General features: G+C 46.8%; 26 protein-coding genes. 9 read left to right on the forward strand and 17 right to left on the reverse strand.

The window, feature by feature from the left end; genetic code table 11:
- Nucleotides 1-113 precede the first annotated feature (113 nt).
- Nucleotides 114-767, forward strand: a complete 654-nt coding sequence (locus L4D79_RS16320) for a potassium channel family protein (protein WP_428652632.1) — start codon at nt 114-116, stop codon at nt 765-767.
- Nucleotide 768: 1 nt separating this feature from the next.
- Entirely contained in the window at nt 769-2,133 is a 1,365-nt protein-coding gene (locus tag L4D79_RS16325; protein WP_428652633.1) for a TrkH family potassium uptake protein, read from the forward strand.
- A gap of 61 nt (nt 2,134-2,194) precedes the next feature.
- Here the strand turns inward: L4D79_RS16325 and L4D79_RS16330 are convergent, their stop codons facing one another.
- The gene (locus L4D79_RS16330) at nt 2,195-3,142 is read right to left on the reverse strand and encodes an MBL fold metallo-hydrolase (RefSeq protein ID WP_428652634.1); all 948 of its coding nucleotides are present in this window, start codon (nt 3,140-3,142) and stop codon (nt 2,195-2,197) included.
- A 465-nt stretch (nt 3,143-3,607) separates the two neighbouring features.
- Between L4D79_RS16330 and L4D79_RS16335 the strand changes: the two genes are divergently transcribed.
- Both L4D79_RS16335 and L4D79_RS16340 read left to right on the forward strand, forming a co-directional pair.
- The gene (locus tag L4D79_RS16335; protein WP_428652635.1) at nt 3,608-4,486 is read left to right on the forward strand and encodes a LysR family transcriptional regulator; all 879 of its coding nucleotides are present in this window, start codon (nt 3,608-3,610) and stop codon (nt 4,484-4,486) included.
- A gap of 146 nt (nt 4,487-4,632) precedes the next feature.
- Nucleotides 4,633-6,558 carry an amidohydrolase gene (locus L4D79_RS16340; protein ID WP_428652636.1) on the forward strand — a complete coding sequence of 642 codons (1,926 nt, stop codon included), beginning with the start codon at nt 4,633-4,635 and terminating at the stop codon, nt 6,556-6,558.
- An 86-nt stretch (nt 6,559-6,644) separates the two neighbouring features.
- Here L4D79_RS16340 and L4D79_RS16345 read toward each other — a convergent pair whose 3' ends face one another.
- The 3 genes from L4D79_RS16345 to amrS form a co-directional block, all read right to left on the reverse strand.
- A complete protein-coding gene (locus L4D79_RS16345) occupies nt 6,645-7,343 on the reverse strand; it encodes a TPR domain-containing protein (protein WP_428652637.1) in 699 nt (232 codons plus the stop codon).
- Between the two features lie 167 nt (nt 7,344-7,510).
- On the reverse strand, nt 7,511-7,819 hold the full coding sequence (locus L4D79_RS16350; protein WP_428652638.1) for a glutaredoxin domain-containing protein: 309 nt from the start codon (nt 7,817-7,819) through the stop codon (nt 7,511-7,513).
- 99 nt (nt 7,820-7,918) lie between these two features.
- Nucleotides 7,919-9,004 carry an AmmeMemoRadiSam system radical SAM enzyme gene (gene amrS / locus L4D79_RS16355; protein ID WP_428652639.1) on the reverse strand — a complete coding sequence of 362 codons (1,086 nt, stop codon included), beginning with the start codon at nt 9,002-9,004 and terminating at the stop codon, nt 7,919-7,921.
- Nucleotides 9,005-9,082: 78 nt separating this feature from the next.
- Between amrS and amrB the strand changes: the two genes are divergently transcribed.
- Together amrB and amrA are read left to right on the forward strand one after the other, a co-directional pair.
- Complete coding sequence (amrB, locus tag L4D79_RS16360) at nt 9,083-9,871, forward strand: AmmeMemoRadiSam system protein B (protein ID WP_428652640.1); 789 nt, start codon at nt 9,083-9,085, stop codon at nt 9,869-9,871.
- Nucleotides 9,840-10,430, forward strand: a complete 591-nt coding sequence (gene amrA / locus L4D79_RS16365) for an AmmeMemoRadiSam system protein A (RefSeq protein WP_428652641.1) — start codon at nt 9,840-9,842, stop codon at nt 10,428-10,430. Before amrB ends, amrA begins: the two co-directional genes overlap by 32 nt.
- A 90-nt stretch (nt 10,431-10,520) precedes the next feature.
- Here amrA and L4D79_RS16370 read toward each other — a convergent pair whose 3' ends face one another.
- The 5 genes from L4D79_RS16370 to L4D79_RS16390 all read right to left on the reverse strand — a co-directional run bounded on the left by L4D79_RS16370 (nt 10,521) and on the right by L4D79_RS16390 (nt 15,424).
- On the reverse strand, nt 10,521-11,681 hold the full coding sequence (locus L4D79_RS16370; protein WP_428652642.1) for a DUF3541 domain-containing protein: 1,161 nt from the start codon (nt 11,679-11,681) through the stop codon (nt 10,521-10,523).
- Between the two features lie 179 nt (nt 11,682-11,860).
- The gene (locus L4D79_RS16375; protein WP_428652643.1) at nt 11,861-12,466 is read right to left on the reverse strand and encodes an alpha-ketoglutarate-dependent dioxygenase AlkB family protein; all 606 of its coding nucleotides are present in this window, start codon (nt 12,464-12,466) and stop codon (nt 11,861-11,863) included.
- Nucleotides 12,456-13,586 (reverse strand): bifunctional 2-methylcitrate synthase/citrate synthase, encoded by a 1,131-nt coding sequence (prpC, locus tag L4D79_RS16380; protein ID WP_428652644.1) that lies wholly within the window; start codon nt 13,584-13,586, stop codon nt 12,456-12,458. The genes L4D79_RS16375 and prpC overlap by 11 nt, the downstream gene beginning before the upstream one ends.
- An 89-nt stretch (nt 13,587-13,675) precedes the next feature.
- Nucleotides 13,676-14,821, reverse strand: a complete 1,146-nt coding sequence (locus L4D79_RS16385) for an endonuclease/exonuclease/phosphatase family protein (RefSeq protein ID WP_428652645.1) — start codon at nt 14,819-14,821, stop codon at nt 13,676-13,678.
- A 117-nt stretch (nt 14,822-14,938) separates the two neighbouring features.
- Complete coding sequence (locus tag L4D79_RS16390; protein ID WP_428652646.1) at nt 14,939-15,424, reverse strand: hypothetical protein; 486 nt, start codon at nt 15,422-15,424, stop codon at nt 14,939-14,941.
- 333 nt (nt 15,425-15,757) lie between these two features.
- Here L4D79_RS16390 and mobB point away from each other — a divergent pair, with 333 nt between their 5' ends.
- Nucleotides 15,758-16,273 carry a molybdopterin-guanine dinucleotide biosynthesis protein B gene (gene mobB / locus L4D79_RS16395; protein WP_428652647.1) on the forward strand — a complete coding sequence of 172 codons (516 nt, stop codon included), beginning with the start codon at nt 15,758-15,760 and terminating at the stop codon, nt 16,271-16,273.
- Between the two features lie 23 nt (nt 16,274-16,296).
- Here the strand turns inward: mobB and L4D79_RS16400 are convergent, their stop codons facing one another.
- Complete coding sequence (locus L4D79_RS16400; RefSeq protein WP_428652648.1) at nt 16,297-16,869, reverse strand: NAD(P)H-dependent oxidoreductase; 573 nt, start codon at nt 16,867-16,869, stop codon at nt 16,297-16,299.
- Nucleotides 16,870-16,926: 57 nt separating this feature from the next.
- On the reverse strand, nt 16,927-17,268 hold the full coding sequence (locus tag L4D79_RS16405; protein WP_428652649.1) for a MerR family transcriptional regulator: 342 nt from the start codon (nt 17,266-17,268) through the stop codon (nt 16,927-16,929).
- Nucleotides 17,269-17,417: 149 nt separating this feature from the next.
- On the opposite strand from L4D79_RS16405, the gene L4D79_RS16410 reads away from it, so the two are divergent.
- Nucleotides 17,418-17,879, forward strand: a complete 462-nt coding sequence (locus tag L4D79_RS16410) for a DUF302 domain-containing protein (RefSeq protein ID WP_428652650.1) — start codon at nt 17,418-17,420, stop codon at nt 17,877-17,879.
- 112 nt (nt 17,880-17,991) lie between these two features.
- Here L4D79_RS16410 and L4D79_RS16415 read toward each other — a convergent pair whose 3' ends face one another.
- The 3 genes from L4D79_RS16415 to L4D79_RS16425 form a co-directional block, all read right to left on the reverse strand.
- Nucleotides 17,992-18,864, reverse strand: coding sequence for an Ig-like domain-containing protein (locus L4D79_RS16415; protein WP_428652651.1), 873 nt, complete (start codon nt 18,862-18,864; stop codon nt 17,992-17,994).
- Nucleotides 18,865-19,099: 235 nt separating this feature from the next.
- A complete protein-coding gene (locus L4D79_RS16420; RefSeq protein WP_428652652.1) occupies nt 19,100-19,474 on the reverse strand; it encodes a hypothetical protein in 375 nt (124 codons plus the stop codon).
- Nucleotides 19,475-19,495: 21 nt separating this feature from the next.
- Entirely contained in the window at nt 19,496-20,689 is a 1,194-nt protein-coding gene (locus tag L4D79_RS16425; RefSeq protein ID WP_428652653.1) for a serine hydrolase domain-containing protein, read from the reverse strand.
- A gap of 145 nt (nt 20,690-20,834) precedes the next feature.
- Between L4D79_RS16425 and L4D79_RS16430 the strand changes: the two genes are divergently transcribed.
- Complete coding sequence (locus tag L4D79_RS16430; RefSeq protein WP_428652654.1) at nt 20,835-21,017, forward strand: hypothetical protein; 183 nt, start codon at nt 20,835-20,837, stop codon at nt 21,015-21,017.
- Nucleotides 21,018-21,209: 192 nt separating this feature from the next.
- Here the strand turns inward: L4D79_RS16430 and L4D79_RS16435 are convergent, their stop codons facing one another.
- From L4D79_RS16435 to L4D79_RS16445, 3 genes are all read right to left on the reverse strand, one after another.
- Nucleotides 21,210-22,592 carry an NCS2 family permease gene (locus L4D79_RS16435; protein WP_428652655.1) on the reverse strand — a complete coding sequence of 461 codons (1,383 nt, stop codon included), beginning with the start codon at nt 22,590-22,592 and terminating at the stop codon, nt 21,210-21,212.
- Between the two features lie 306 nt (nt 22,593-22,898).
- Nucleotides 22,899-24,215, reverse strand: a complete 1,317-nt coding sequence (guaD, locus tag L4D79_RS16440; protein ID WP_428652656.1) for a guanine deaminase — start codon at nt 24,213-24,215, stop codon at nt 22,899-22,901.
- Between the two features lie 89 nt (nt 24,216-24,304).
- A complete protein-coding gene (locus L4D79_RS16445; protein WP_428652657.1) occupies nt 24,305-25,711 on the reverse strand; it encodes a nucleobase:cation symporter-2 family protein in 1,407 nt (468 codons plus the stop codon).
- Between the last annotated feature and the right edge of the window lie 133 nt (nt 25,712-25,844).

Below are 25,844 nucleotides of genomic sequence, written 5' to 3' on the forward strand. Positions count from 1 at the left end.
CTGACCAGCTCTAAGAAGAGCGGGTTATTACACCCACCTTAATCGGGAGCGCTGAAAATACACATTGTTCAGATACTTCTGCTCCCTCGTTTTTGCAAAAATAAGGCGACGAAATGTCTCATTTTACCGTGATTGGCTTAGGGCGATTCGGCCTTGCCGCTAGTCTTGAGTTGATCCACCTTGGTCATACTGTAACAGGGGTAGATAAAGACCCAAAACTTGTCGAAAAATATGTTGAAGACCTGACCCAAGCGATAATTGGCGATTCAACCGACGAAAGTGTGCTCAAAGAATTAGATTTAACCAACAGTGAAGCCGTTGTCGTCGCTATCGGTGAAGACATGCAGTCCAGTCTTCTGTGTACTTTGGCGCTAAAAAACTTAGGGGTAAAAAATATCTGGGTGAAGGCCAGTTCAAAGGCCCATCATACCATTGTGTCAAAACTTGGCGTGCAGCGTATTATTCATCCTGAAGAAGAAATGGGCATGAGAGTAGCGCAGGCTCTCAACTACCCAATGGTCAACAATTATATTTCCATTGGACATGACCTCTATGTGGTCGAAATTCATATCAAGGAAACCTTACATAATACCCCCCTCTCCCGGGTTTTGGGGAATACAAAAGGTAACGTGAAAGCCATATTAGTCAAGCGCGGGCAAGGTATCTTAACGGACATCACAGACAGTTTTATCTTACAAGCCAGTGATATCATTTTACTTTGCGGTACCCGGGCTGAGCTAAAGTATTTAGCGGCAAGGTTGGTGTAGGATGGTGTTGTGGCACCCCTCCCTTTCACCGCTTGAACGTAAACCCAATGCGGGGAAAAAGTGGCTCGCAGCGCCACCGCTGATTTTAAGTGGTAGCTTTCTATTATTGATTCTATTTGGCACTGCACTACTCAAACTGCCAATAGCGACTCATGAGCCTATCAGTTGGATTCACAGCCTGTTCACCGCCACCTCAGCCGTCACTGTAACAGGGTTGAGCGTCGTTGATACAGGAACACAATTCACTCTGTTTGGCCAAACTGTTATCGCGCTGCTAATCCAATGTGGCGGGCTAGGTTTGATGACCTTTGCGATTGTTACGCTCATCGCACTTGGCGGTAAGATTGGCTTTCTAGAGCGAACTGTCGCCAAAGAAGCGTTCAACCAAACAGACTCTTCAACACTCGTGTCGACGGCAAAATCAGTACTTATGTTTGCACTGGTTGTAGAAACCGTCGGAATGAGCATATTGGCGACTTACTGGAGTTCAGAACTGGGTTGGCAAACTAGTCTATTTCACGGTTTCTTTTACACTATTAGTGCATTCAATAACGCTGGATTCGCATTAAGCGCCGACAGTTTGATGCCGTACGTCGATGATCCCGTCGTCAACCTAACGATTACAGGACTATTTATTATTGGCGGGCTCGGTTTCTCTGTTTGGATGGATTTAAAACGGCACCGTCGTTGGACGAAGTTAACCACCTACAGCCGAATGATGATTGTCGGTACCGTCATCATTAATACTGTTGCACTCATTGCCATTTATTTCATTGAATATGACAACCCAAATACGTTAGCACCATTGAGCGAAACAGGAAAATGGCTCGCGTCTTGGTTTCAGGCTGTCACACCGAGAACAGCAGGTTTTAATACTCTGCCGATAGATCAGCTCGAAGATGCGACCACGGTGATTGTGCTTGCCCTGATGTTTATTGGCGGAGGATCCCTAAGCACCGCAAGTGGCATAAAAGTGGTCACATTTATGGTGCTGATATTATCAACTTATGGCTACTTGAGACGCGATGCACAGGTTTACGTCTTCAAACGTGAAATTGCCAGAGAAACCATTAGTAAGGCCGTTGCACTCACTATGTTCTCCCTCGGAGTAACGTGGCTCGCCATTTTTATTTTATTACTGAGTGAAAATGGCCAAATGCTCGACGTGATATTTGAAGTGGTATCAGCACTTGGAACCGTCGGCCTTTCTCGTGGGTTAACAACGAGTCTTTCAAGCTCAGGCGAGGTTATTATCATTATTCTGATGTACATAGGACGATTGGGACCACTGACCCTAGCCTATTTCTTAGCAAGCCCAAGAAGCCTAAAATTGCGCTATGCAGAAACAAAGCTAGCTGTAGGCTGAGTAAAGCTATTTTCATGGTTGCCAGTACCCTAATGCTGGCAACCCATCTAAACACCGATTATCAATACACATCCAAGTCCTGAGCCATAACATACTTGCCTTGGTAGTATTGGCTGAATTCGGTATCAACCGATGATTCGCTGGCACCAAAGTAGAGGACATGATTTAGGACCATCAGTTGCGGCTTGATAATATCACCAATTTTTGCCAACTCCTTGGTCGATGTGTGCGCCGCTTGGTGGTACTTCTGCCAGTCAGGTGTACGCTTGGCGAGTCCTTCCATGCTATAGACTTCATGGATAAGAATATCGGCTCCACGGTAATTCTCGATCACCTTCTCGTCATAAGTGGTATCTCCTGACACCACAACCACTCGATCTGGGGTGGTAAAGCGGTAGCCCAGCGCATAGCCATCAGGCCAGTCACCATGACGCGCATTGAAGGCTTCTACCGTGACATTTTCATCTTTATAAATCACCCCTGGCTCTCGGACAATATTGGTATTCACCTTATAGCCATTCGGATTGGCAGGCTGTGCCCCATTCATTCTATGAGAGATATCTTTCTCAAACGCCTTAATGGTATTGTTGACCAAGAAATTAGTATTCGGCGGGCCATATAGATTGAGCGGCTCTTTTCGTCCAAGTACCCAGGGCGTCAAGATAATATCGGCAATCCCCATTGTATGATCAGAGTCTAAATGGGTAAGAAAAGCGGTTTTAATAAACGTCGGGCGCAGTGTATTTCCGGGAAAACCTTCAAAGCCTTTCTGTCTTGCCGCATCAATTTGACGCGCCACGCCGGGCCCAAAATCAACCAAATAGACTTCCCCATTCACGACTATCGCCACCGACTGGCCAGAGTGCTTCGCGTCATTAAATGGTGTCCCCGTACCTAGCATCACAACCTGCGTTGTCTTGGACGGTGAAATAGCCTGTACTGCCGCACTCCAACACAAACTGAGTGTCATCAGCAATATGCTTAGTCGAGTAAAAATTGATTGTCGCATTTTATTAAACACCTTTTAGTTAACATATTAAACAAATTATTAACAAGTCGATTATAGGATGTCCAATATCACTCACTTCATGATAAATAGGGCTTATCACCCATTTCTATTGATTTGGTACTTTTACTTTTTAGATACTGAGAGCAGCGTCAAATAAATAAGGGGGATAATAGGTGCTACTTGAACTATTCTAACTTCATCTTACGCACAGGATTTTGTGATTAATTTTACAGGTTAAAAAGTAATTTGAATTAACATTCGGCCAAGCAGAACCGAATATCAACTGATATATTTACTGATTGCGAAATATCACGTCAAAGTATCAACTTTTCATTTTTTCCCTCATTCACTCACGAAATACTTTGCACCCGCTCAAACATTCAGCCATCCGTGCTGGGCATGTCGCTTTTTTTTGCTTCCTCTATGCTACCCTCAGAAATGGTTAGCAATACCAAAGAAGACTTGATGATCACCCCAAATATAGAACACCTGCATTACTTCACGACTGTCGTCGAGACGGGCTCCTTTACTGCTGCCGGGCGTAAGCTGAGCCGCGATCGAAGCTCTATCGGCCAAGCCATCGCCAACCTAGAAATAGACCTTGGGATACAGCTATTTCATCGCAATGGCCGGCTCATTTCGTTGACTGACGAAGGAGAAAGCCTATACGTCCGAGCCAGAACCCTGGTGCAGAATTACCAGTCTTTTTGCCAACTCAGCCAAAATGTTGCCAACCACATTGAATCTTCACTCGTTATCGGGGTGGATTTTCTAACTACCCTCGAAGAAATAAGCCACATCGATCAAACCTTATCCACTCGGTTTCCGGGACTAGCCGTACATTGGCAGAACCACCCAACCAACAATCTCGATTTGTTACTGGAAAAAGGGACTATCGATATCGCTTTGCGCCTTTATCAAAACCGTGACCTACCTGAAGAATTCCACCCTCAGCACATCGATAATGTCACGATGTGTTGTGTGATGAACAGTGACGTCTCAGCACAATTACCCGCGACACGAGGGTACTCAGAGTTACGTAAACTGCCTATGGTCAGCTACCCTGACCTCGATATTGTTATGCGTACTGACAGGTTTGAATTGGTTCAACAGACCTTTTCCCCACAATCGGCCTTAGAGATCATTCGCCACAAGCCATCATGGGGTGTAGTCCCCCGCAAAATGCTCAATAATGAATATAGCGGCTACCAAGCATTTAATATTGATACCGACGATCCTCTTTGTGTACGTAGAATCACGCTATGGCACCACAATGAAAGCTTTGGCAAAGCGAAACAATGGTTGATTTCAGAACTGACCACCCTATTGTCAGAATTAAGTTAGTCACTCTTTTACCGAGTTTAACCGTAACATTACCTCTATACGGGGGAGCTCCCCCCGCTAACAAGCATGTAGTGATTCATTGAAATCTCCCACCTTTAATATAATTACCCACGAAAACACTCTCTGTTTATCCACGTGGAACAATTATGTCTATAAAAACAACAATTAAACTCTCCGCTTTAGCTATTGCCTTGGTATCAGGATTGGCGGCTTGTTCAAGTAACAGTAGCTCAGGATCATCAACTCTCTTTGCCCAAGCTAGCGGCTCCCCCATCACTGTTTATTCCGCGAAAGACATCATCACTATGTCCGATGCTATCGAGCAGGCAAATGCTGTCGCTGTTCAAAACGGTAAAATCATTGCTGTCGGGGAAGAGAATGATATTTTGGCAAAGTACCAAAATACAAACGGCTTTACTCACAATACCGACTACGCTGAAAATATCCTGACCCCAGGTTTGATTGAGCCGCATGCACATGCTTGGCTATTCGCAGCGGTGTCCAATGCACATTTCATCACACCCGCTGACTGGAGCCTACCATGGGGCGACGTTAAGGGTGTGGTGGGTCAAGAAGCCTACCTTGCCCGCCTAAAAGAGCTTGAAGCATCACTGCCTGAAGGCGAGCCACTGGTCACTTGGGGCTGGCATCGTTACTTCCACGGTGAGCTAGACCGTTCGATGCTAGACGAAATCAGCACCGATCGTCCTATCGTGGTGTGGCAGCGCTCTGTCCATGAGCTGTTCTTTAACACCGCGGCTCTAGACATGTTCGATGTAAAAGCTGAAGACTGGGAAGGTGACGAAAACCACTTCAACTACATGGACTACGAGAAAGGCCACGCGTATGAAACCGGCTTATACGTTGCCGTACCTATGCTTTTCCAACTGGTTGCAACACCAGAGAAATTCGCCGAGGGCATTGAGCGTGTCAAAGAGTATTTCCAGGCCGGCGGTGTAACAACGGTTGTAGATCCGGGAATAATGCTGCCAGCTGACATGACTGCGGCTATGGTCAATATCATTGACTCAGGTGTACCTACGATGGATTACTTTATGATCCCAGCGGGCAACACGGTTTATGACCATAGCGGTAAAGATGCAGATGTCGCGTTTGACATCGTCAAACAGACGGTTAAAAACCCTACGACCAACGGCGAATATGCCCGCTGGTTGCCAAACCAAGTTAAGCTGTTCTCCGATGGTGCGGCATACGCCCAGCTGATGATGATGAAAGACGGCTACACTGACGGTCACGAAGGGGCATGGATCCAGTACCCAGAAGATCTGGAAAACAGCATGCGCCCATACTGGAACAACGACTACACAGTGACAGTACACTCAAACGGTGACTACGGCTTAGAAGTTGCCGTAAATATCATGGAAAAGCTGAATGAAGAGAAGGCACGTGACGATCACCGCACCAGCTTCCACCACCTTGCTTACACCGATCCGGCAGATATCCAGCGAGCAACAGACTTGGGAGCCAACTTCTCGGTTAACCCATTTTATCTACACGTACTGGGTGAGCAATACAGCTTACATGGGATCGGTCCTGAACGGGCGCAATACACTTCCCGCGGACGCTCTTTCCTCGATGCAGGAGCAACGCTATCTTTCCACTCTGATGCCCCAATGGCACCAGGCCGCCCGCTGGCACTGGCATGGACAGCCGTAAATCGCACAGGACTCAGTGGTAAAACGCTCGGTGAGTCCGAGAAAATGACGATGAAAGAGTCTATGCGCGCCATCACCATTGATGCCGCTTACGCAGCTCGTCTGGAAGATCAGGTCGGCAGTATCGACCTCGGGAAACACGCAAACTTCGCCATCCTGGCTGAGCACCCATACGAAGTGGAAGCAAATAATCCAGATGCGATTAAAGATATTGAAGTTGTAGCAACCGTATTCAACGGTAATGCTCTGAACGTAGAAAAAGCCTCTGAAGGCCTTGTTATGAACCAAAGCAACATCAATAAAATGATGCTGATCTCACGCTACGACGGTGCACACGGCACCGGCGACAGTTGTGAAGCCTCTAAGATCTACCAAGATATTCTTAACGGAATATAAACCAAGCTTGTTGAAATAAAAAACCAACAGTCTTTCTGTTGGTTTTTTTATGGCAATATCCGGCGTAATTAAAACAAGAATTGCGACTAAATAAAATTCTTTGCCCGATTAATCGCATTAATGACTTCGACCCTGTCAATATCAGTGCGTTCGGTATCAAGGATCTGCTGCCAAGTATCAATCGCTTTTTGATAACGGGCATTGAGGAAGTAGTCTGAAGCCAATAGCATCAGCGCTGAAATATTGTTTTCATCCAACTCTAAAGCACGATCCAACCAAGCCTTACTCTGTACGGTGAAATACTGTTTTTCTTGGTAATAACTGGCCGTTGCCATTGCCGAGTAGATATTGGATTGGGGCTCAGGAGCTAGCCGTAATGCGTAAAGAAATGCGGTACCGGCGTTCTCAAACTCAGTACTGTACATATAAGCATTACCCAGCGCATACCACAGTTCGCCATTTTGCGTATCTTCTCTGAGTTTGTCTTGGATCTCTTCGATACGTTTCTGATTCAACTCTGAAGCACTCATCAGCATTTCTTCAGGCAATGCCTCTGGGACCGCTGGCCGCTTGACGGCATTTTTAGGTTCATGCCCTAAGAAGGTATAGCTGGTCACTGAGATCACAGAAAGCACACCAATAATCATCAAAGAAACCGGCGTGACTTTACGGTTGTATCGAAACGAATGACCAATAATCAATGCGGATGCCATGGCTAACAACAACAGGAAGAACAATCCTTGGTCGCTGAAACCTTGAGAGAAAAAGCCTTGGTCACTGAGCATTCCAATAAATCCATATAACGTAATTGAAATACCAGTTTACCAGAGCCAAGCAACCGTGCCTGAAAAGAATGCAGGATATTTAGCCTAGATCAAACCAAAAAAAAGCAGCGTCACTGCGCTGCCTTTTCTATCACATTTGGTGAGTGAGGTAGTCTATCCCCTTGAGCTTACAGCTCAAAACCACCAAACGCGTCATTTTCTACCTGACGCTCAACGAAAGCAACCAAGTCATCGTGGCCACCGATATATTGGCCATCCAAAATGATTTGCGGAACAGTGCGTACAACATTACCCGTTTGCTGCTCGATGAAATCAACCATCATGGTTTTGGCAAGATCAGTGCCCAATACCAATGTGGCGTATTCGGTGCCACGCTCATCCAAGATCGCTTTGGCTTTTACACAAAACGGGCAGTTCGGCTGGGTGATCACAAGGTTCTGGTAGCTCGCAAGCTGCTCCATCGTCATATCAGACATGTTACTTTCTCATTCGGGTGTTTGTAATTAGGTAGGTAAGATATCGGATTGCTTATACTGCTGACAAGCCCAGACCACCGGTTATGCGAAGATCTGTCATTATCCGCTGGCAATTTGCACAGGGATCCGACGCCGTCCAAATGCTTTCTCGATAGGCTTGAACCGCCCGGCTAACTGGTAGCCACAATAATGGCACTGTCCCTGGCTGGTCAGGTGACAGTCTCCCAATTGATACCAGTTACGGGAAAGGACATTTTTGCCACAGCCCGGACAATACGTACTGTCTCCAGTTTCATCGAAAATATTCCCCACATAGGCATAATGCAGTCCATTGGCCACGGCGATTTCCCGTGCTCTCTTCACCGTTTCTGGTGGTGTAGGCGCTTTATCCAGCATTTTAAAATCCGGATGGAACGCACTGAAATGGATGGGGATATCAGGGCCTAGGTTGTCGTACACCCAACGGGTCAAGGCATCGATTTCTTGCGGGCTGTCATTTTCATCAGGGATCAACAAGGTCGTAATTTCAAGCCACACATCAGTTTCATGCCGCAGGTATAACAAGGTATCGAGCACAGGTGCAAGATGACCACTGCAAATCTTGTGATAGAACCGTTCGGTAAACGCTTTCAAGTCAATGTTGGCCGCGTCCATATGGCGGTAAAAATCAACCCGTGGTTTATCACAGATATAGCCGGCACTCACCGCCACGCTGTGGATACCTAACTCACGGCATGCCTGCGCGGCGTCCACTGCATACTCCATGAAGATCACCGGATCGTTATAGGTAAAGGCAATACTGTCACAGCCATAACGCTGCGCGGCCAAAGCTAATTGTTCTGGCATCGCCGATGAACCCAAGGTATCTATCTGGCGGGATTTACTGATATTCCAGTTTTGGCAGAACTTACAACCTAGGTTGCACCCTGCAGTACCGAAAGACAGGACTGAGCTGCCCGGGTAAAAATGATTAAGCGGCTTTTTCTCGATTGGATCGATACAAAACCCACTGGAACGGCCATAACTGGTCAGGACTATTTCACCCTCGTGGGCCTGCCTGACAAAACAAGCACCACGCTTCCCCTCTCTCAACCGGCACTGCCGTGGACAAAGATCACACACCACCCTACCGTCATCAAGCCGATGCCAGTATTTTGTGAGATAAAATTCAGGAGGTTGGCGCATGATAATCACCCAAGTGAGTATTTGTTCCTATACTTAAGATTAGTCCAGATTTTAAGACTTTATATCGGTAGGTATGTTATGAATACGCGTCCACCAGCAGTTGCTGGACGGTTCTATTCTCATTCAGCAGAGTATTTGAAAAGCCAAATGGATGAATGGCTTAAGTCATCCCAACTCAGCACCCCTATTCGGGCCTTGATTGTTCCGCATGCTGGGTATGTATTTTCAGGCAATGTCGCCGCTGATGCCTACCGTTACCTTATTCCTGAAGCTGAACGTATTCGCCGAGTGATCCTTATTGGCCCCAGTCACCGCTACTATTTCCAAGGCTGCGCCATCCCTGCTGTGGATCATTTCGAAACGCCATTAGGTAAAATAAAAATTGACACACAATTTGTTGAAAAGCTGAAGGAAATAGATGATATTGAAGTATCGGATCAGGTTCATGCCCTTGAGCACAGCCTCGAAGTGCAATTACCTTTCCTGCAGTCATGTTTACATGACTTCACCCTGTTACCGCTTTTAACCAGTAATGTACATCCGGCTCATGTCGCCAAGCTAATTGATTCCCTCTGGCAAGGTGACGACTGTCTGCTTGTTGTCAGTAGTGATCTAAGCCACTTCCACTCCTATTCGGAAGCACAGCGCATAGACCACCAAACCTGCACAATGATCGATAACTACGAGCCTGCGCTCGTTCCGGAACAAGCCTGTGGTTCGACAGGCATTAATACATTGCTTTTGTTAGCCAAACAAAGGGGATACACACTTATACGTAAAACATTAATAAACTCAGGCGACACCGACGCCGGAGATAAGGAGAGAGTCGTAGGATATGTCAGCTATCTCGTTTCAGAACCTCAATAAAGGTGAGTTAACCCAGCTTTTAGATGTGGCTCGCGATGCTATTCGTGGCCACTTTTCGGATACTATTCCCCAACCTCCCCGTTTAGATTTATACAGCAAGAAGCTACTCCAACCCGGCGCTTGCTTTGTTACCCTTACTGTTGATGGCGAGCTTCAGGGCTGCCTAGGTACCACCGTGGCGCATTCACCGCTGGTGATGGAAGTCCACAACAAAGCCAGAGCGAGTGCTTACCAAGACCGCCGCTTTATGCCGCTGGTCGAAGAACAACTTGATAGCTTGGTCGTGGAAGTGTCTGTGCTTACCCAACCGAAAGATCTCTCCGTCGACTCTGAGCAAGCGCTTATTAACTACCTAAAAAATAAAAAAGTCGGCGTGATCCTATCAGACCAACATCTGCAAGCCTTGTTCTTGCCACAAGTATGGGAAAAGCTACCTAAGCCTGAAGATTTTATTCGCCAGCTTAAGTTAAAGGCAGGTTGGAACAGTGTTTACTGGTCACCATCCATGAAGGTACAGGTCTTCAACGTCAACAGCATCAGTGGCAAGTATCACTACTAGGCTATTAGCTACTTTAACATCAGGCTAAAATACAAACGCCCCTATCAAAAGGGGCGTTGTTGTTAGAAACGTTTTCTCTGCGGTTAGGTTTTACTTCGTAATCAAACCATAAGGTTTGCCGGTAAAAATTTCCGGCTGCTTCTGGATCGTTGGCACGGCATTCGCCCCTTGCCAATCGAGCAGCATAATCGCCAACACATTACGGTGTTCGCCATCAAGCAAATCGGTACTGCCATTTACCGCAGGCACAATACCTGCTTGTCGGTTCAAAGACCGCTGGATGGCCTTTCGGGCCTTAACGACGACAGGATCAGTCTCCAACCCGGCCAATAGGAAGTTAATACCGACCTCGGCAATCACGTCTTCTTTCGAGCGTGCAATGATGGTATCGATGTTGTCGCGGTAGTAATCATAGATCCATTGATAGTCAGACTCTTTTACCGGATGCTGGTAATACTCGGTCGCCGCAAAAATGATATGGGTTAAGCCATAGACCTTATTCATAAATTGCTGATCAGTCAGCTTGCTATCTTGGCTATCGGGATAAGTCTCTTTAAAGGCTGCGGTAAACTCGTCAACCACATCCTGCTCCCCTAACTGACGCAGCCAATACACCTGATTGGCCAGCTGTGCCGCCCACGCTCGGATCATTTCAGGATCGGTCGCGTACGCTTTGAAATCATAGCGACGGATCACTTCTCTGAGCTTTCCATCTTCACGGTGCTTCAACCCATATTCGTTGGCACGGGCCATTGAACCCAGTAGATCAACGCCTAGGTAGTAATATTCTGGTTTGTCTTTGGTCGCTTCATAGCGCAAGTCACTTCTGACATCTTCTTTGCGGTCATAGCGCGCAAGTCGCTCTGCGGAATAAGCGTCAATTTGCTCGGGGGTATACACTTCTGTCGCGAAGAAATTCAGCCGGCTGGCAACCCGTGCCATATCAGACCAAATTGCAGCTTGATATTTAGGGTCTTGCGTCTGGCGATACATCCGCAAGCCATAGTGGCCCATCTTAAAAGCAGGGAGGGTAAAAAGCTGGCTTTCATAAGTTTGGCGAATACGCTCGGCATCTTGCTGGAAGCTCGCTTGCTCGCGACTAGAAATAACATTGGCATCGCCAGCACTGAGGGTTAATTTTTGCTCTGCGGCTGATTGAACATCAGCCCAAAGCAGAGGTGAGGAGACCATCGCCCCTGCGACCAGCGAAGAAACAACTGCCCTGTGTAACCGACTGCTAACCCAACCCATTGAAGACTCCCTGCTCATTGCGGTAAACATTTAGCCAGAACGCTAGCAAAGCATTGAATCCATTACGTCAGGAAACTGTAAATTTATGCTTTCATCTGTGATCGCCATAACAATAGCAAAAAAGAACGTGCTTCAATAAGCCCCTGAACCCTACCGCTTGAAGTTACCTGCGCATCGCATTAGCACATTATCTGCCGAAAGGTTAAATTGATGCGAGGCGCTGTTGGCCGCTTCGTTTTCGGCACCGTATGTTGCCAGAATCTCTGTAGCTCGCCCGCCATCACCAGCAGCGAGCCATTGGTAAGCAGGTACTCTTTCTTCTCTTTACTTTGCCTATGCCTTAATACAAAACGCCGTGTCGCCCCTAAGCTGATCGAGGCAATAACCGGCTCTTCACCCAGTTCCGGTTCGTTGTCCTGATGCCACCCCATATAATCGTCACCATTGCGGTACTGATTGACCAGCACAGAGTTGAAGCTGCCCCCCAAAAGAGCAGACAACTGCTGGCGAATGGCCTGCAACGTTGGCGTCCAAGGGTCAGGCTGCATGGTTAAGCCTGAGTAGGTATACTCCGCCTCACCGCACCAGGCTTGCAACCGCGGTTGCAGTATTTCCCTGCCGAACATTCTGATTTTCTGCTGCTGCCAATTCAACTCACTGTCAAGCTGGCGGTAGCACTGAGCAGCCAAACTGGAATCCAGAAAGTTCGGTTGCCAATACACCCTGCCTTGGGGCAAGGTTTGCCAATAACCATTGTGGGAATAATGCAAACTATTAACGCTCATCGATCGGTAGCCAATCTTGATGTTCAGGACCTATATAGTCAGCGCTCGGCCGAATGATCCGGTTATGATCCCGTTGCTCAAACACGTGCGCAGCCCAACCGGTCACCCTGCTCATCACAAAAATCGGAGTAAATAGCTTGGTGGGTATCCCCATAAAATGGTACGCGGAAGCGTGGAAGAAATCGGCATTACAGAACAGGTTCTTCTCCCGCTTCATCACTGCTTCCACCCTGACTGAAATATCATAAAGAACTGGATCACTGGCACCTTTAGCCAATTTTTCCGCCCAAACCTTAATCAAGGCATTACGGGGATCAGACTCCCGGTAGATAGCGTGGCCAAAACCCATGATCTTGTCTTTGTTTGCCAGCATCGTCAAAATACCCGCCTCCGCTTCATCCGAGCTTTGCCATTGTTCAATCATGTCCATGGCAGCCTCATTGGCACCGCCATGCAAAGGCCCCCTCAGGGTACCGATAGCAGCACACACACATGAGTAGATATCAGATAACGTCGAGGCACAAACTCGCCCAGCAAAGGTCGAGGCATTAAACTCATGCTCGGCGTATAAGATCAGCGAGCAGTGCATCACCTGGGTGTGTAAATCGGGAGGCGTTTCACCGGTCAACATTTTCAAGAAATAACCGGCAATACTGTCTTGATCGCAGTAGGTTTCTATTTTCACCCCATGGTGACTGTAGCGGTACCAGTAACAAATGATGGCCGGCAGCAAAGCCAGTAGCCTATCGGCTTTATCATACTCTTCGGTAAAACCATGTTCCTGCTCTAGGTTGCCTAGCATAGAGCAGCCTGTTCGCATTACATCCATCGGGTGGGCATCGGCAGGAATTTGTTCTAGCACCAACTTCAATGCCAACGGTAAACCGCGGTAAGAAATCAGCTTGGTTTTGTATGCCGCCAACTCAGTGCGAGTCGGCAGTTTTCCCTTCAATAGCAGATAGGCAACTTCTTCAAACTCGGCATGCTTTGCCAAGTCAGAGATGTCATAACCACGGTAGGTCAAGCCTGTACCGGTTTTACCCACCGTACACAGTGCCGTGCTACCAGCAGTTTGTCCGCGTAAACCTTCACCGCCCAGCGGTTTGTGTGAATCAGGCATGGTGCATCTCCCTGTCGAATCAACCTTTATTCAAAAGCCTAGGACAGGAAGCATCATAAAACCACTCGTGGCGGTTTATACCCAAGAGTCTATTTAAGAGCGATATCTACCCACACCAAACGGTGATCTGAACCTGCCTGCGAGCGCTCGCGGCCGCGTTCATCGGTAATTAAATACCGCAGCGGATCTTTCTTGTCTGGCCAAAAAACCCCGCTTTGCAGTACATCCAAGTTGGCCGAAGGCAAAGCATAATCAAGACGTAGCCCTGAAAGATGGGTCCATTCACTTGGACGTCCCCGACGCTGCTGCCAAGGTCGATGAAAACGGCCTCCTAAACTTTTAGCCGTCATTCGGCCTGATGAAACGGTACGGTGAATTTTAGGGTGCAGTAGCAAATCACGAATGGCCTTCTTCATGCCATCACCATCGGCCATATCCGCATTCAAGTCACCCAATACCACAAAACGGCTATCCGGTGACAGGCCTCCCGGAAGGTTATTATCATCGAGTAGGTGATCGGCCCCATCGATAATATTTTTGAGCAATACCAACTCGTCATGATTACGGCGGGCATTGCGCTTTTCATGGCCATCAAACACCGGCGGTGTTGGGTGGCAACATAGTAGATGAAGGTGTTTGCCATCGACATCCACCGGCACCACAACATGATTTTTAGAAGATAACCGTAATTCAGCGCTGGCCGCATCCGAGTAGTAACCTGCTGGCATTTGATGACCCGGTAAGTCTTTCCACAATAAGGTTTGCCAACTTTTTATCTCGTCTTCAATAATGGGAAAACGGGATAGGATCACAAAGCTGAAATGGCCATGATGCACCCCAAACCCTTGGGCGTCATTGGGCAAGGTGATTTTACCATCACCATCAAGATCATTAGCCATTGCCAACCCGGTATTCGAGGGCGGGCAATATCGATAGGGGTAAGATACCGCTGACTGACCATACTGGGAACAAGCCAAGTAATGCTGACAAAAGCGCTCTAACGCCCCATCATCACCGCCTTCTCCGGGGTGGTCGAACTCACACAACATCAACACATCAGGACTGGCATGCTGAATAATAGCGGCGAGCTTAGAAAAACGCTCGTTGCTAGACTGCGCCAACTGCCCACGAATCTCACCGGCCACAGGGTCTGACATCGAAATATTAAACACAGCAGCACGAACAGATGGCGACAATGTACTTGCCGATGCTTGATGAAATGATGAGGTGTGCAAGAGGTTCACTCAAAAATGAATATTGGCAATCAGTATACCCACTTCTGATAATTCACACACCAGAAATGGGATTGTCGGCGCTGAAGAAAGCTGAAATACCTTACTGAGTAAAAAGGCTTATTCGGTCAGCTGAGTGATCGCCATCCTTATCTGTTTGGCATCCGATTCAGCACTATGCGATACCGGGCCAAGCTCAGCCATCGCCTGTTGGAAGTGTGCCCTATCGATGCCGTTTTCCTGCAACAGCCACAAACCAACTTCCGTCAGGGTAAACGAGGGCCTCATATGAGCCGCATGGTATAACCGACCGAGCCAGAACAAGTCCCACTGGCTATCGCAAAAAACACGCTCATATTTTCCTAAAACCGCGTTGAGATGGTGACATACATCAACGACCTGAAGCCCTTCATTATGAAGCTTCTGGCGTGAAATTTGATGTATCTCGAGCTCAGCATAATCATCCCAATGTTGCCAAGGATCACCTGCGGTGAGCGGGTTGATAAGCAGACTGTTTGCAGAACCGTCTGGTAATGAGTATCCCACCTCAATTGGGTAGGACTGGCCGGAAAGGCCGGATGCTTCAAAATCCAATGTTGCCCACATTGCACTCTCCCTGATGCGATTATGAGTACTTACCACCAATACCACGACTTCCTGTCAAAAAACTGTATGGTAAGCGATTAAGGCATTTGGTTACCTTACTTAAGGTAATAGCAGATGCCTGCGTTGTACTCAATAAATGTAGTAGGAAACATGATGTTGTTGGAGAAAAAACTCAATAAGCTTAACTTTGATACACCGTTTGAAACACTGCCGCCCGATTTTATCATCATTCGGTATTGCTCTTTTATGGCTGGGTTAGCGCTGATATAGGCAGACTATGACTCCGTTTAGTATTACACTCAGGGGATTATTGTTAAGCGATTCAACATCAAAATGGCACCAGTAATTGGCTTTGCCGGCTATAGTGGCTCAGGTAAAACAACCCTTCTCGAAAACCTCATTCCCCTGTTGAAATCTAAGGGGTTTCGTATTGGCTTAGTTAAACACAGCCACCACAATATCGATTCGGACAAACCCGGTAAAGACAGCTATCGTTTACGCCATGCCGGTTGTAGTCAAACACTGCTCGCAACGAAAGAAAGGCACATGTTGTATTTCGAATACCCAGAGCCTGAGCGGGAAGAACCTCAACTTGATGAGTGCCTATCGCAATTGGATCACAGCCAGCTTGATCTGATTTTGGTTGAAGGGTTTCGCGACCAACCTATCGCAAAGATAGAAGTGCACCGCCCAAGCTACGGCAAACCGCTTTTCTACCCAAACGATGAAAACATTATTGCCTTTGCCAGTGATCAGCCTGCACCAGAAGGATGCCAACTCCCTTACTTGGATTTAAACACCCCTCATAGCATCGCTGACTTCGTTGTAAAGTGGTTACAGAGCTCTTAAGCAGGAGCTCTTAAGCAAGAGCTTTAAAGCTGTGCCGCCCGCTTGGAAACGACCTCAAACCACGACTGACGGCGTTGTTCGGTTGCAGTTAACACCGGTCCCAAATAGGTCGATGTTTGATTTTTAATGCCCGTGAAACTCAAAATCGTGTGCTTCAATTGTTTATAAATCGGATTGCCCTGAACGTACTTATACCAAAATGGCGGCGTATCGAGGGTAATGATCAATTCTGAGGTCCGCCCGCTCAAAAGCTTTTGCGGTATCGATTTGCCCTCTTGATATTTAAACGCAAAGCCAGGCAGGAACGTCCGATCAATCACCGCTTTAAATTTGGCTGGCACCGTGCCCCACCAAACCGGGCTAACAATGACAATGTGCTCAGCCCAAGTCACGTTTTGCTGAAAGCCTTTCAAATCCTCTTCCAGCAGGGTTTCCTTATCATAACCTTGCTGAAGATCCATCTCGAACGACATATCAGCAAGATTCACTTGTTTGATTTCATGTTTTTTGCCGGCAATGCTGGCATAGTGCTCCGCCAAAGACTGGCATAAACTTTCTTGCTTTGGGTTCGCGTTGATAACCAAGACTTTTTTCATCACAGTACCTCCTTTTTTGGGCTAGAGGCATCTTAAACCTTGACCCTAGGGTCAGAGTCAAGAGTCACACTGCTTAATCGCTTGGCGGTATTCACCAACACGTGAATATTGCACTTCAAGCATTCTTATTTGAGATGCTATGCTCTCTTGCTTCTCTTCAAGAAGCTTCAACACTTTGGCCCAATTAAAGTCCTGCTCGCCATCAACCAGCTCTTTCAACTCTGAAAGATGAAGCCCGAGAGATTGCCCCTCTTTAATCAGACGAATAAATTCAATATCAGCCTCAGAAAAAACACGATAGTTTCCTGATCTCGATACTTTCAGCAGCCCCATGGACTCATACAGCCGAATTGCCCGTTCCGAAGCACCGGATTTTTTCGCCGCTTCACCTATGTACATGGATCCCCCTTCCCTTGCTCAACGTCCTTTCTTGACCTTGTTGCTAAATCTAGTCTTCACAGCTATACCCAAATGACTACAAGGTACTTGGCTATAGTTCATTTCGTTAAAAACGTGCGCGGATAATTCTATTAATGGAGAATAAACAAATGAAAATCAAACTGTTACTCTTTTTATTTTTCATTAATGTTAGCTACCCCGCATTGGCAGACAACGGGCTAGTTTCAATAAAAAGCCCCTATACAGTCCCAGAAACCGTTGCCAAGCTAAAACAGGTTTTAAACGATAAAGGCATGACCCTCTTTGCCCATGTAGAGCACAGCAAGTCGGCAAAGAAAGTAGGCGTTGATTTACGACCAACAGAGCTATTGATCTTCGGTAACCCCAAAGTCGGCTCGGTCATTATGTCCTGCCAACAAACAGCGGCTATCGACCTGCCGCAAAAATTTTTGGTGTTTGAGGATGAAAGCAAAAATGTCTGGGTGATGTACAACAACCCGACCTATCTGTCAGGCCGTCATGTCATTCACATGGAAGATGAAAAGTGTCGCTCTGTGATAGAGAAAGTCAGTAAAGCACTCAATGCTATTACGACAAACGCACTAAAATAAGGAATGATAAAAAACAGCAGTCAAGTCAACACAACAGACTCAAATCTTAGTGAGCCTATGGGGCTATCATATCCCCAAGTACCGATTAGAGCGTTACTTGGGGATAGCAGGATTATTCTACGGTCACTGACATTGGCTGGCTGCTTTTAATATTGCCCGCAATAGCGTAAACAGCGACTTCACCACTCGCAATTGCCGTTAAAGAACCATCACTATTCGCTTTGACAATGCCAGGGACACTCATCTCATAGCTTGCCTCTTTAGCATCAATATTAACCATTCCAGATGAGGTAAACGCTCTAAGGGTCGGTGTGAAACTTGAATCAACAGCCATCGTCGTCGCTCCCGGCAACACCATCAAGTCCAAGTACCCGGAATCATTAACATCGATGCGAACCGCATCTGATTTATTACCATCAAAATGCGCTATCAAATACCCATAACCTTGGTTTAAACCTGTCAGCTGGCGCCCATCCACTTCAAACGCATCATCATTGGTCACACGCTGCCAAGTCACAGCGCCGGTAATATCTTCTACTTCACCATCGCTGAAAGTCGCCATCACCTTAACATCAACCGTCTTTCCCACCATGACATTGGTGTTGTTCATTTCAATATCCAATTGTTCAACCGATGACTCACCGACAATAACCGTTCCGGGCTGGGCTGATTCAAAGCCATTTAAAGTTGCATAAATGCTTACAGCGCCAGGCTTCACAGCAAAAATTGTCCCATTCCGAGCAATCGAAACACTCTCGGGATCACTACTGCGCCACTCAACACCTTGCACGTCTCGAACATAGGTGCCATCAGCATAAAATGCATTCGCTGACATTTTCCGTGTTTCGCCATCACTAATTTGAACATGATAAGGAACGACAAAAAGCTCTAAAATTTCATTTTCGGATTCCTGCGCAAACACGACTGATGTACCAAATATCAATATTACTATGCCAACCCATGACCACACTTTCTCAAATACCATATATACCTTCCCGTCGATTACATTTAATAATTAAAATGACTGATATTAAAAAACGACGAGGGGTGAAAAGTATTTAATGCCAAGCACCAAAATAAAGGAAAATGTGATATTGAGCCAAACAGTTTGTCTGGCGGATGAAACCAATAACTTTTCCGTAAAGCTAAATGTCTGTACAAAATGAATATTTACGGCGCCTTTTTCTCTATATTCCACTCACCGTTACACGGTGCATTTGTCACTCTCCATTCTCCGTCATACGGTTATTTTGTGCCATACCGGTAAAACGGTACCCCCAGCGCGGACTATCCGCATAGAGTTCCAACGTGCCATCTTCTGAGATCCAACCGCGAAGTAAGGTGTTGTTATACATCAAGGTCAACTTGACCTCGCCCTGCTCTATTGTGCCGATCACTCGGGTTTCCAAACAAATTTTATCACCGCTAATATCAATCCTTTTGCCTTCCCAGCGGCCATCAAATGCGGTCGATATCACGAACGAAGGCTGATCAGGTAAAGCCGCATTAATAGGCTGCCTTTCTTTGCTGCTTAATGTAATGATCATAAAAAACAACACGCCAGCAGCCATGGCGATATACAGCCCCTTATTCATCTTTCACCTCTTGGCGTTAACCTATAAAAGCCCTATATATTTTGCTTTCTTTATTCCGAGTGAGGGCAAAATATAATCGACGATTAACTTGAATGGATAATCTTCATCTTGGCCAATAAAAGCCCCGGATGTCATCGTTATAACTAGCTTCAACTCTGGAATAATAAACATCTCCTGACCGCCGTAACCGCGCATCCCAGCAACAGTCAGCCTCTCTCCATCAACGGAAATTAATGGAAACCACCAATTGTGGCCATATTCTATCGCTTTGTTGGGCCAAAACTTTCCTCTCGGTTGTAAACTCGCATCCGCCCAGTTTTCCGAAAAGATGCGTTGCCCATGCCATTCCCCTTTATTGAGATAAAGCTGTCCAAGTTTGGCTAGATCACGTGAACGTAAATACAATCCAGAGGAGCCTAAATACTCACCGGTCACTTCATGGGCAAACCAATCATAATGATTGATACCAAGCGGAGTAAATAACGCTTGTTCTGCATATTGCCTTAGGTTCATTCCCGTAATGTTTTCAACAACACCACCGAGCAATACACTCATTGCACCTTGATACACAAACACTTCATTGGGCTGGTAGGCCATTTGTTTATCAAATATATACTGGTAAGGATCCTGCGATAACCACATCCCCATTGCATCACTTGGATAGGCGCCCCATTCACTCCAATCTAATCCACTGTTGAAATCGAGTGCATGTCTTATAGTTATGGGCTGCTTGCGCTCAACATCGGCCACCACTTCATCCTGATAATAATCAAACAATGGTACATCTTTGCTCGGTATCGCTTGTTGATAGAGCAGATTACCGATCAAGGTTGAGGTGATAGTTTTAGTGACAGACCGCATTTGATGATAGGTATCAGGCGAGGCAGGATAATACATTGGCATCGGCGTACCATCCGCAGAACTTTGTACCGGATAGTATTGCTCAAACACCAATTTTCCATTCCGCGCTATCAATAAAGACTGCACTTTCTTGGTTTTTCGCAAGGTTACCTGTTTGTGCAGATCGACTAATATCTCATCGCTGAAACCTTCTTGTTTAGGTAGAGTAACTTCCCAATCATTTTGATTTGACGTTTGCGTCCAACGAAACCCTTCCATATCAGCTGTTGGCGGCTTAAGAATAATCCCAGCAATAAAACATACAGGGAAAAAAATACCGAGAAAAACGACAACGCCACCCTTTTTACCATCCATTAGCAATAACACCGCTCCAACTTAAGCTCAATAATCACAACATAAAACTAACATTTCATTTTTACCTGATGCTAAATGCCGTTAGCCCCGCTAGGATTAACAACACAATAACAACACGCAAACAAAACAACAAAGTGAGGGGAAAGTGAAAGTATTAATTCAATACACCCAGACAATAAAATATAAAGATTACGCATGGGAATCATTAACGTTAAGATCAAAAGGTGAAGTTGGCGCAGTGACGCCTTCCTCTGCGGCACAATTAATAAAAGAGGAGAAGGCTCTACTATTTACCTCAACTAATGAAGATATCCTATTCCATCACTAAGAAAATAAATAATATAAATACAGTACTACCCACCTCATCATCACATAGTTAATAACGTCTTACTTTATAGAATAAATAACTATCGCAATTAAGTGATTTTTCGTTTTACGAGTCAGATAACAAAAACGCCCCTCATTTTTCAATGAGGGGCGTTACTTATATCGACTAAAACGTTACGCGATGTGACGGTAATTAAATTGCCCAGCCACCAGCGTAGAAGGCCACCAGCACAATAGCGATAATCACGGTACCCGCGTTCAGGCGTTTCGCTTCACCTGAAATAACACGGCCAATAACCAATGAGCCAAAGCCCAGCATGATACCGGTGACGATGTTACCGGTAAGAACGATGAACACAGCACACATCAGGCCAGATAATGCATCAACCGAATCAGCCATATCCAATTTACTCACGTTGCTCATCATCAGCAGACCAACGTACATCAAAGCCGGAGCCGTTGCGTAAGCAGGGACCAAATAGCTGATTGGCGACAAGAACAGTAGCAATACGAACAGACCACCAACAACCGTTGCGGTCAGGCCCGTTTTACCACCCGCTGCAGTACCTGCAGCAGATTCGATATATACAGCCGCTGGCGCACCGCCAACAAAACCAGCAAAAATACTACTGACGGAGTCAGAAGTCAGTGCCTTGCCACCATCAATGATTTGACCGTCTTTATCCAGCAGATTCGCCTGACCAGCAACTGCACGGATAGTACCGGTTGCATCGAAAATAGCGGTCATCACCAATGCCAACACACTTGGGATCACGATTGGGTTCAATGCGCCCATAATATCCATGGTGCCCAATAGCGATTCACCTTCCGCGCCAAACGATGGCATCGCAAACAGACCTTGATAGGTTACGTTCGGGTCGAAGATCAGACCGAAGATAGAAATAGCCACAATCACCAGCAGAATACCACCGGGGATCTGGCGCTTCTCAAGACCGAAAATCGCAGCTAGACCAACAATCGACATTATTACAGGCAGTGACGTAAATTCACCCAGTGCTACAGGCAGGCCCGCGTGAGGGTTCTGCACCACCAAGCCAACACCATTAGCGGCAATCAATAGCAAGAACAGACCAATACCGATCCCGGTCCCGTGCGCAATACCGGACGGCAAGTTAGTCAATATCCACTGACGTACACCTGTGACGGTAATGGCGGTAAACACCACACCCATTAAGAATACGGCACCCAGAGCAACGGGAATGCTGATCCCCTGCCCCAGTACCAAACTAAATGCGGTAAACGCAGTAAGGGAGATCGCACAACCAATAGCCATCGGCAGGTTTGCCCAAAGCCCCATTAACAGCGAACCAAACGCGGCAACCAAACAAGTCGCGATAAATACCGCTCCTTGGTTAAACCCAGCAGCACCTAGCATGCTCGGTACAACAATGACTGAGTAAACCATTGCCAGGAATGTCGTCAAACCGGCAACCACTTCTTGCTTTACACTACTGCCGCGCTGGGAAATCTTAAAATACCCATCCAACCCGCCTTTTCGGGGTGTGTCTTCTGCTACTACTGTAGATTCATGATGAATCGAACTATTTTCAGACATGATGTGATTCCTTGTAAAATTTAGTGTCAGGCACTTAGCCTAATCACCTGAAAAATGTTGAGCTTCCTCTCAACCCGCCCCGTCGCAATCGATTGCTTTTTAGGGGCTGTGACATCTCCGTCACGTAATAAATGTTGCTGACTTTTATCGACACAACCCCAGTTAACAGAACCCATCAATGTCCATATAGGAATATCCCTAGAGTAAATAACCGGGGCTGGGCAAGGTAAATTGGCGGCGATTATACGCTTCACTCACCCTGCATTGTCAAAAAATTATTTTCCACCGAAACCGTTTGCGTAAAATTTAACCTCTTTCGTATACTAAGCGGCCATCGACATAGGTTCGGTAGATACTGCGGTCATCGCCCAAGGTCATTAGCATGAACAATTTCTCCGCTAGATTTTTAGAACTGTCGTAGCGCAGCTGCTGCAATGGTGTCGAGCACGGGTCGATAATGACGAAATCAGCCTCTTTTCCTGCCTCGAAGTTACCAATCAGGTGATCAAGAGATAGTGCTTTCGCCCCACCTAGCGTCGCTAGATAAAACGCCTCGAATGCCGACAAGCGGTGTTGCTGTAATTGCATGACCTTGTAGGCTTCATTGAGCGTTTGCATCATATTGAAAGTTGTTCCCGCACCGATATCTGTGCCCATACCCACTTTCACTTTGCGTTTCCAGGCTTCCTGTAACTTGAACAAGCCACTGCCAAGATAAAGATTCGACGTTGGGCAGAACGCAACCGCCGAGTCTGTGTCCTGCAGGCAATCCCACTCTTCGTCTTCAAGGTGAATACAGTGGGCAAACACACTCTTTGATCCGGTCAAACCGTGGTGGTGATAGACATCAAGATAACCATCTTGCTCAGGATAGAGCTCTTTCACCCATTCAATTTCATTTTTGTTCTCACATAAATGGGTATGAACATAGGTGTCTGGATATTCTTCTTTTAGGCGCCCGGCCATGGCTAGCTGTTCAGGACTCGATGTCGGCGCAAAACGCGGCGTGATGGCATACAATAAACGGCCTCGTTTATGCCAACGCTCTATCAATTCTTTGGTTTGGTTATAGCCAATTTCTGGGGTATCAAGCAGGTACTCCGGTGCATTGCGGTCCATCATCACCTTCCCGGCGATCATCCGCATATTTATCTTCTCGGCTTCTTCAAACAACGCATCAACCGATTCAGGGTGTACCGTGCCAAACACCAAGGCGGTTGTGGTACCGTTTCGTAATAGCTGCTTGATAAAGAAGTTCGACATTTCGCGAGAGTAGTCTTTGTCTTTATAACGGGCTTCAGTCGGGAAAGTGTAGTTATTCAGCCATTCCAATAGTTGTTCGCCATAGGCACCAACCATTTCGGCCTGTGGGTAGTGGATATGGGTATCGACAAAACCTGGCATGACAATCTTGCCAGGGTAGCTGCGAATACGAACTGTCGATGGGATTTTATCTTTACCCTCCTCCCATTCGCCAATCCACTCGATACGCCCGTTGTCGACTAACATCAAACCATCTTCAATAAAGCGGATGTTCTGCTCTATGTCTTCCGGTTTGTCGACAACTCTAGCGATATCCATGATAGACGCTCTAATTGCTTTAATAGATTGGGTATATTCCATGATTACCTCTTATCTTTCTGTGCTGGTCAGTGGTAGGGACACCGTTATTTCCAGCGTTTATTTTTATTAAATTCGTTCTGTTGTAGGGCTCAAACTTGTTGTTCGCGTGACTGCACAGCCTCTTCCTCGGCCAGAGCTTTTTCACACTCTTCACACTCTTTGATTTGCTCTTTCAACGCTTCACGTTTTTCATTCGCACTTTCAGCTTCATCAGCACGGTTAATGCCCAAAACAATATTGAGGCCCAGTGCCACCAAAGAACCCGTAGTAATGCCCGAGCCTAGGATGACGCGCATTGAATCTGGCATATAGGTCAAGATTTCAGGACGAACGGTAACCGCCATTCCCGAGGCCACACCGACAGCGATGATAAGCATATTGCGTTTGGTAAAATTAATTCGTGACAGGATGCCGATACCGGCCGAGATGATCATGGCGAACATCACAAGTCCAGCTCCCCCGAGTACCGGAGAAGGTATCGTAACCACAATACCGCCCAGTTTCGGGAACATACCGGCAATCAACATGATCACACCGGTCACCGCAACCACATGGCGGCTGGCTACACCGGTAATCGATACAATACCGACGTTCTGGCTGAAGGATGAAAATGGGGTTGCACCAAATACAGAGGCAAGGGCACTACCAACACCGTCACACAAGATCCCTTTAGACAGTTTCTTCCCGGTCAATTTGGTATGGGTTGCATCACTCAAGGCCAAGAAGTCACCGGTCGACTCCATGATAGTGACCAGATAAGCGATAGACATCCCGATAACGCCACTGACGGTGAAGCTCAATCCGAACGGTATTAATTCTGGCAAGGAGAAGAACTTGGCTTCTCTTACCGGCGTAAAGTCAACCACACCCATGAAGATCGCTACAATGTAGCCAACCATCATACCGATCACGATGGCGGCGGCAGAGACCAACCCTTTTCCCAACTGCGACAAGACGATAACAACCACTAACACCAGTAACCCCAGCATCAAGTTGTTAATTTGACCGTAATGCTCCTGCCCGACAAAGCCACCCGCGAACCAGTCGACAGATACGGGTAAAATTGTCAGACCTATCAACACGACCACAGTGCCGGATACCACTGGCGGAAACAGCTTGCGGATTTGTGGCATGAAACGGCTACCGATAATCATCACCAGCGAACCGATCAGTGATGCGCCAAATATCCCGGAAATGCCTGAGTCCATCCCAATGGAAATAGAGATGGCGACAAAGGTAAAGCTGGTTCCCATCACCACCGGGAGCCGGATCCCAACAGGACCTACCCCTTTGCACTGGATGATAGTCACCACGCCCGATACCATCAGGGCAGCATTGACCAAGATCACCATTTGATCGGTAGGTAGGCCAATTGCGCTACCGACCACCAAAGGAACGGCAATGATCGCCCCCATTGCGGCAAGCATATGTTGAAGAGCAAGGAGGATCGCTGCGCCCATAGGAGGCCTGTCTTCCACGTTATAAAGCAGTTTCATTTCAGTTCCATCCGTAATCTATGAATCGATAACCTAGCCAGAAACTCCTGGGCCCTTTACAACAAGCTCTACCAGAGCCTGTGCCTGCCTACCCGCTGATACCCTGACTTGCCTCCAGTTAGTGGAAACCAGT

It is taken from the genome of Photobacterium satsumensis (genome assembly GCF_050336935.1).
GTDB classification, from domain to species: Bacteria; Pseudomonadota; Gammaproteobacteria; order Enterobacterales; family Vibrionaceae; genus Photobacterium; species Photobacterium satsumensis.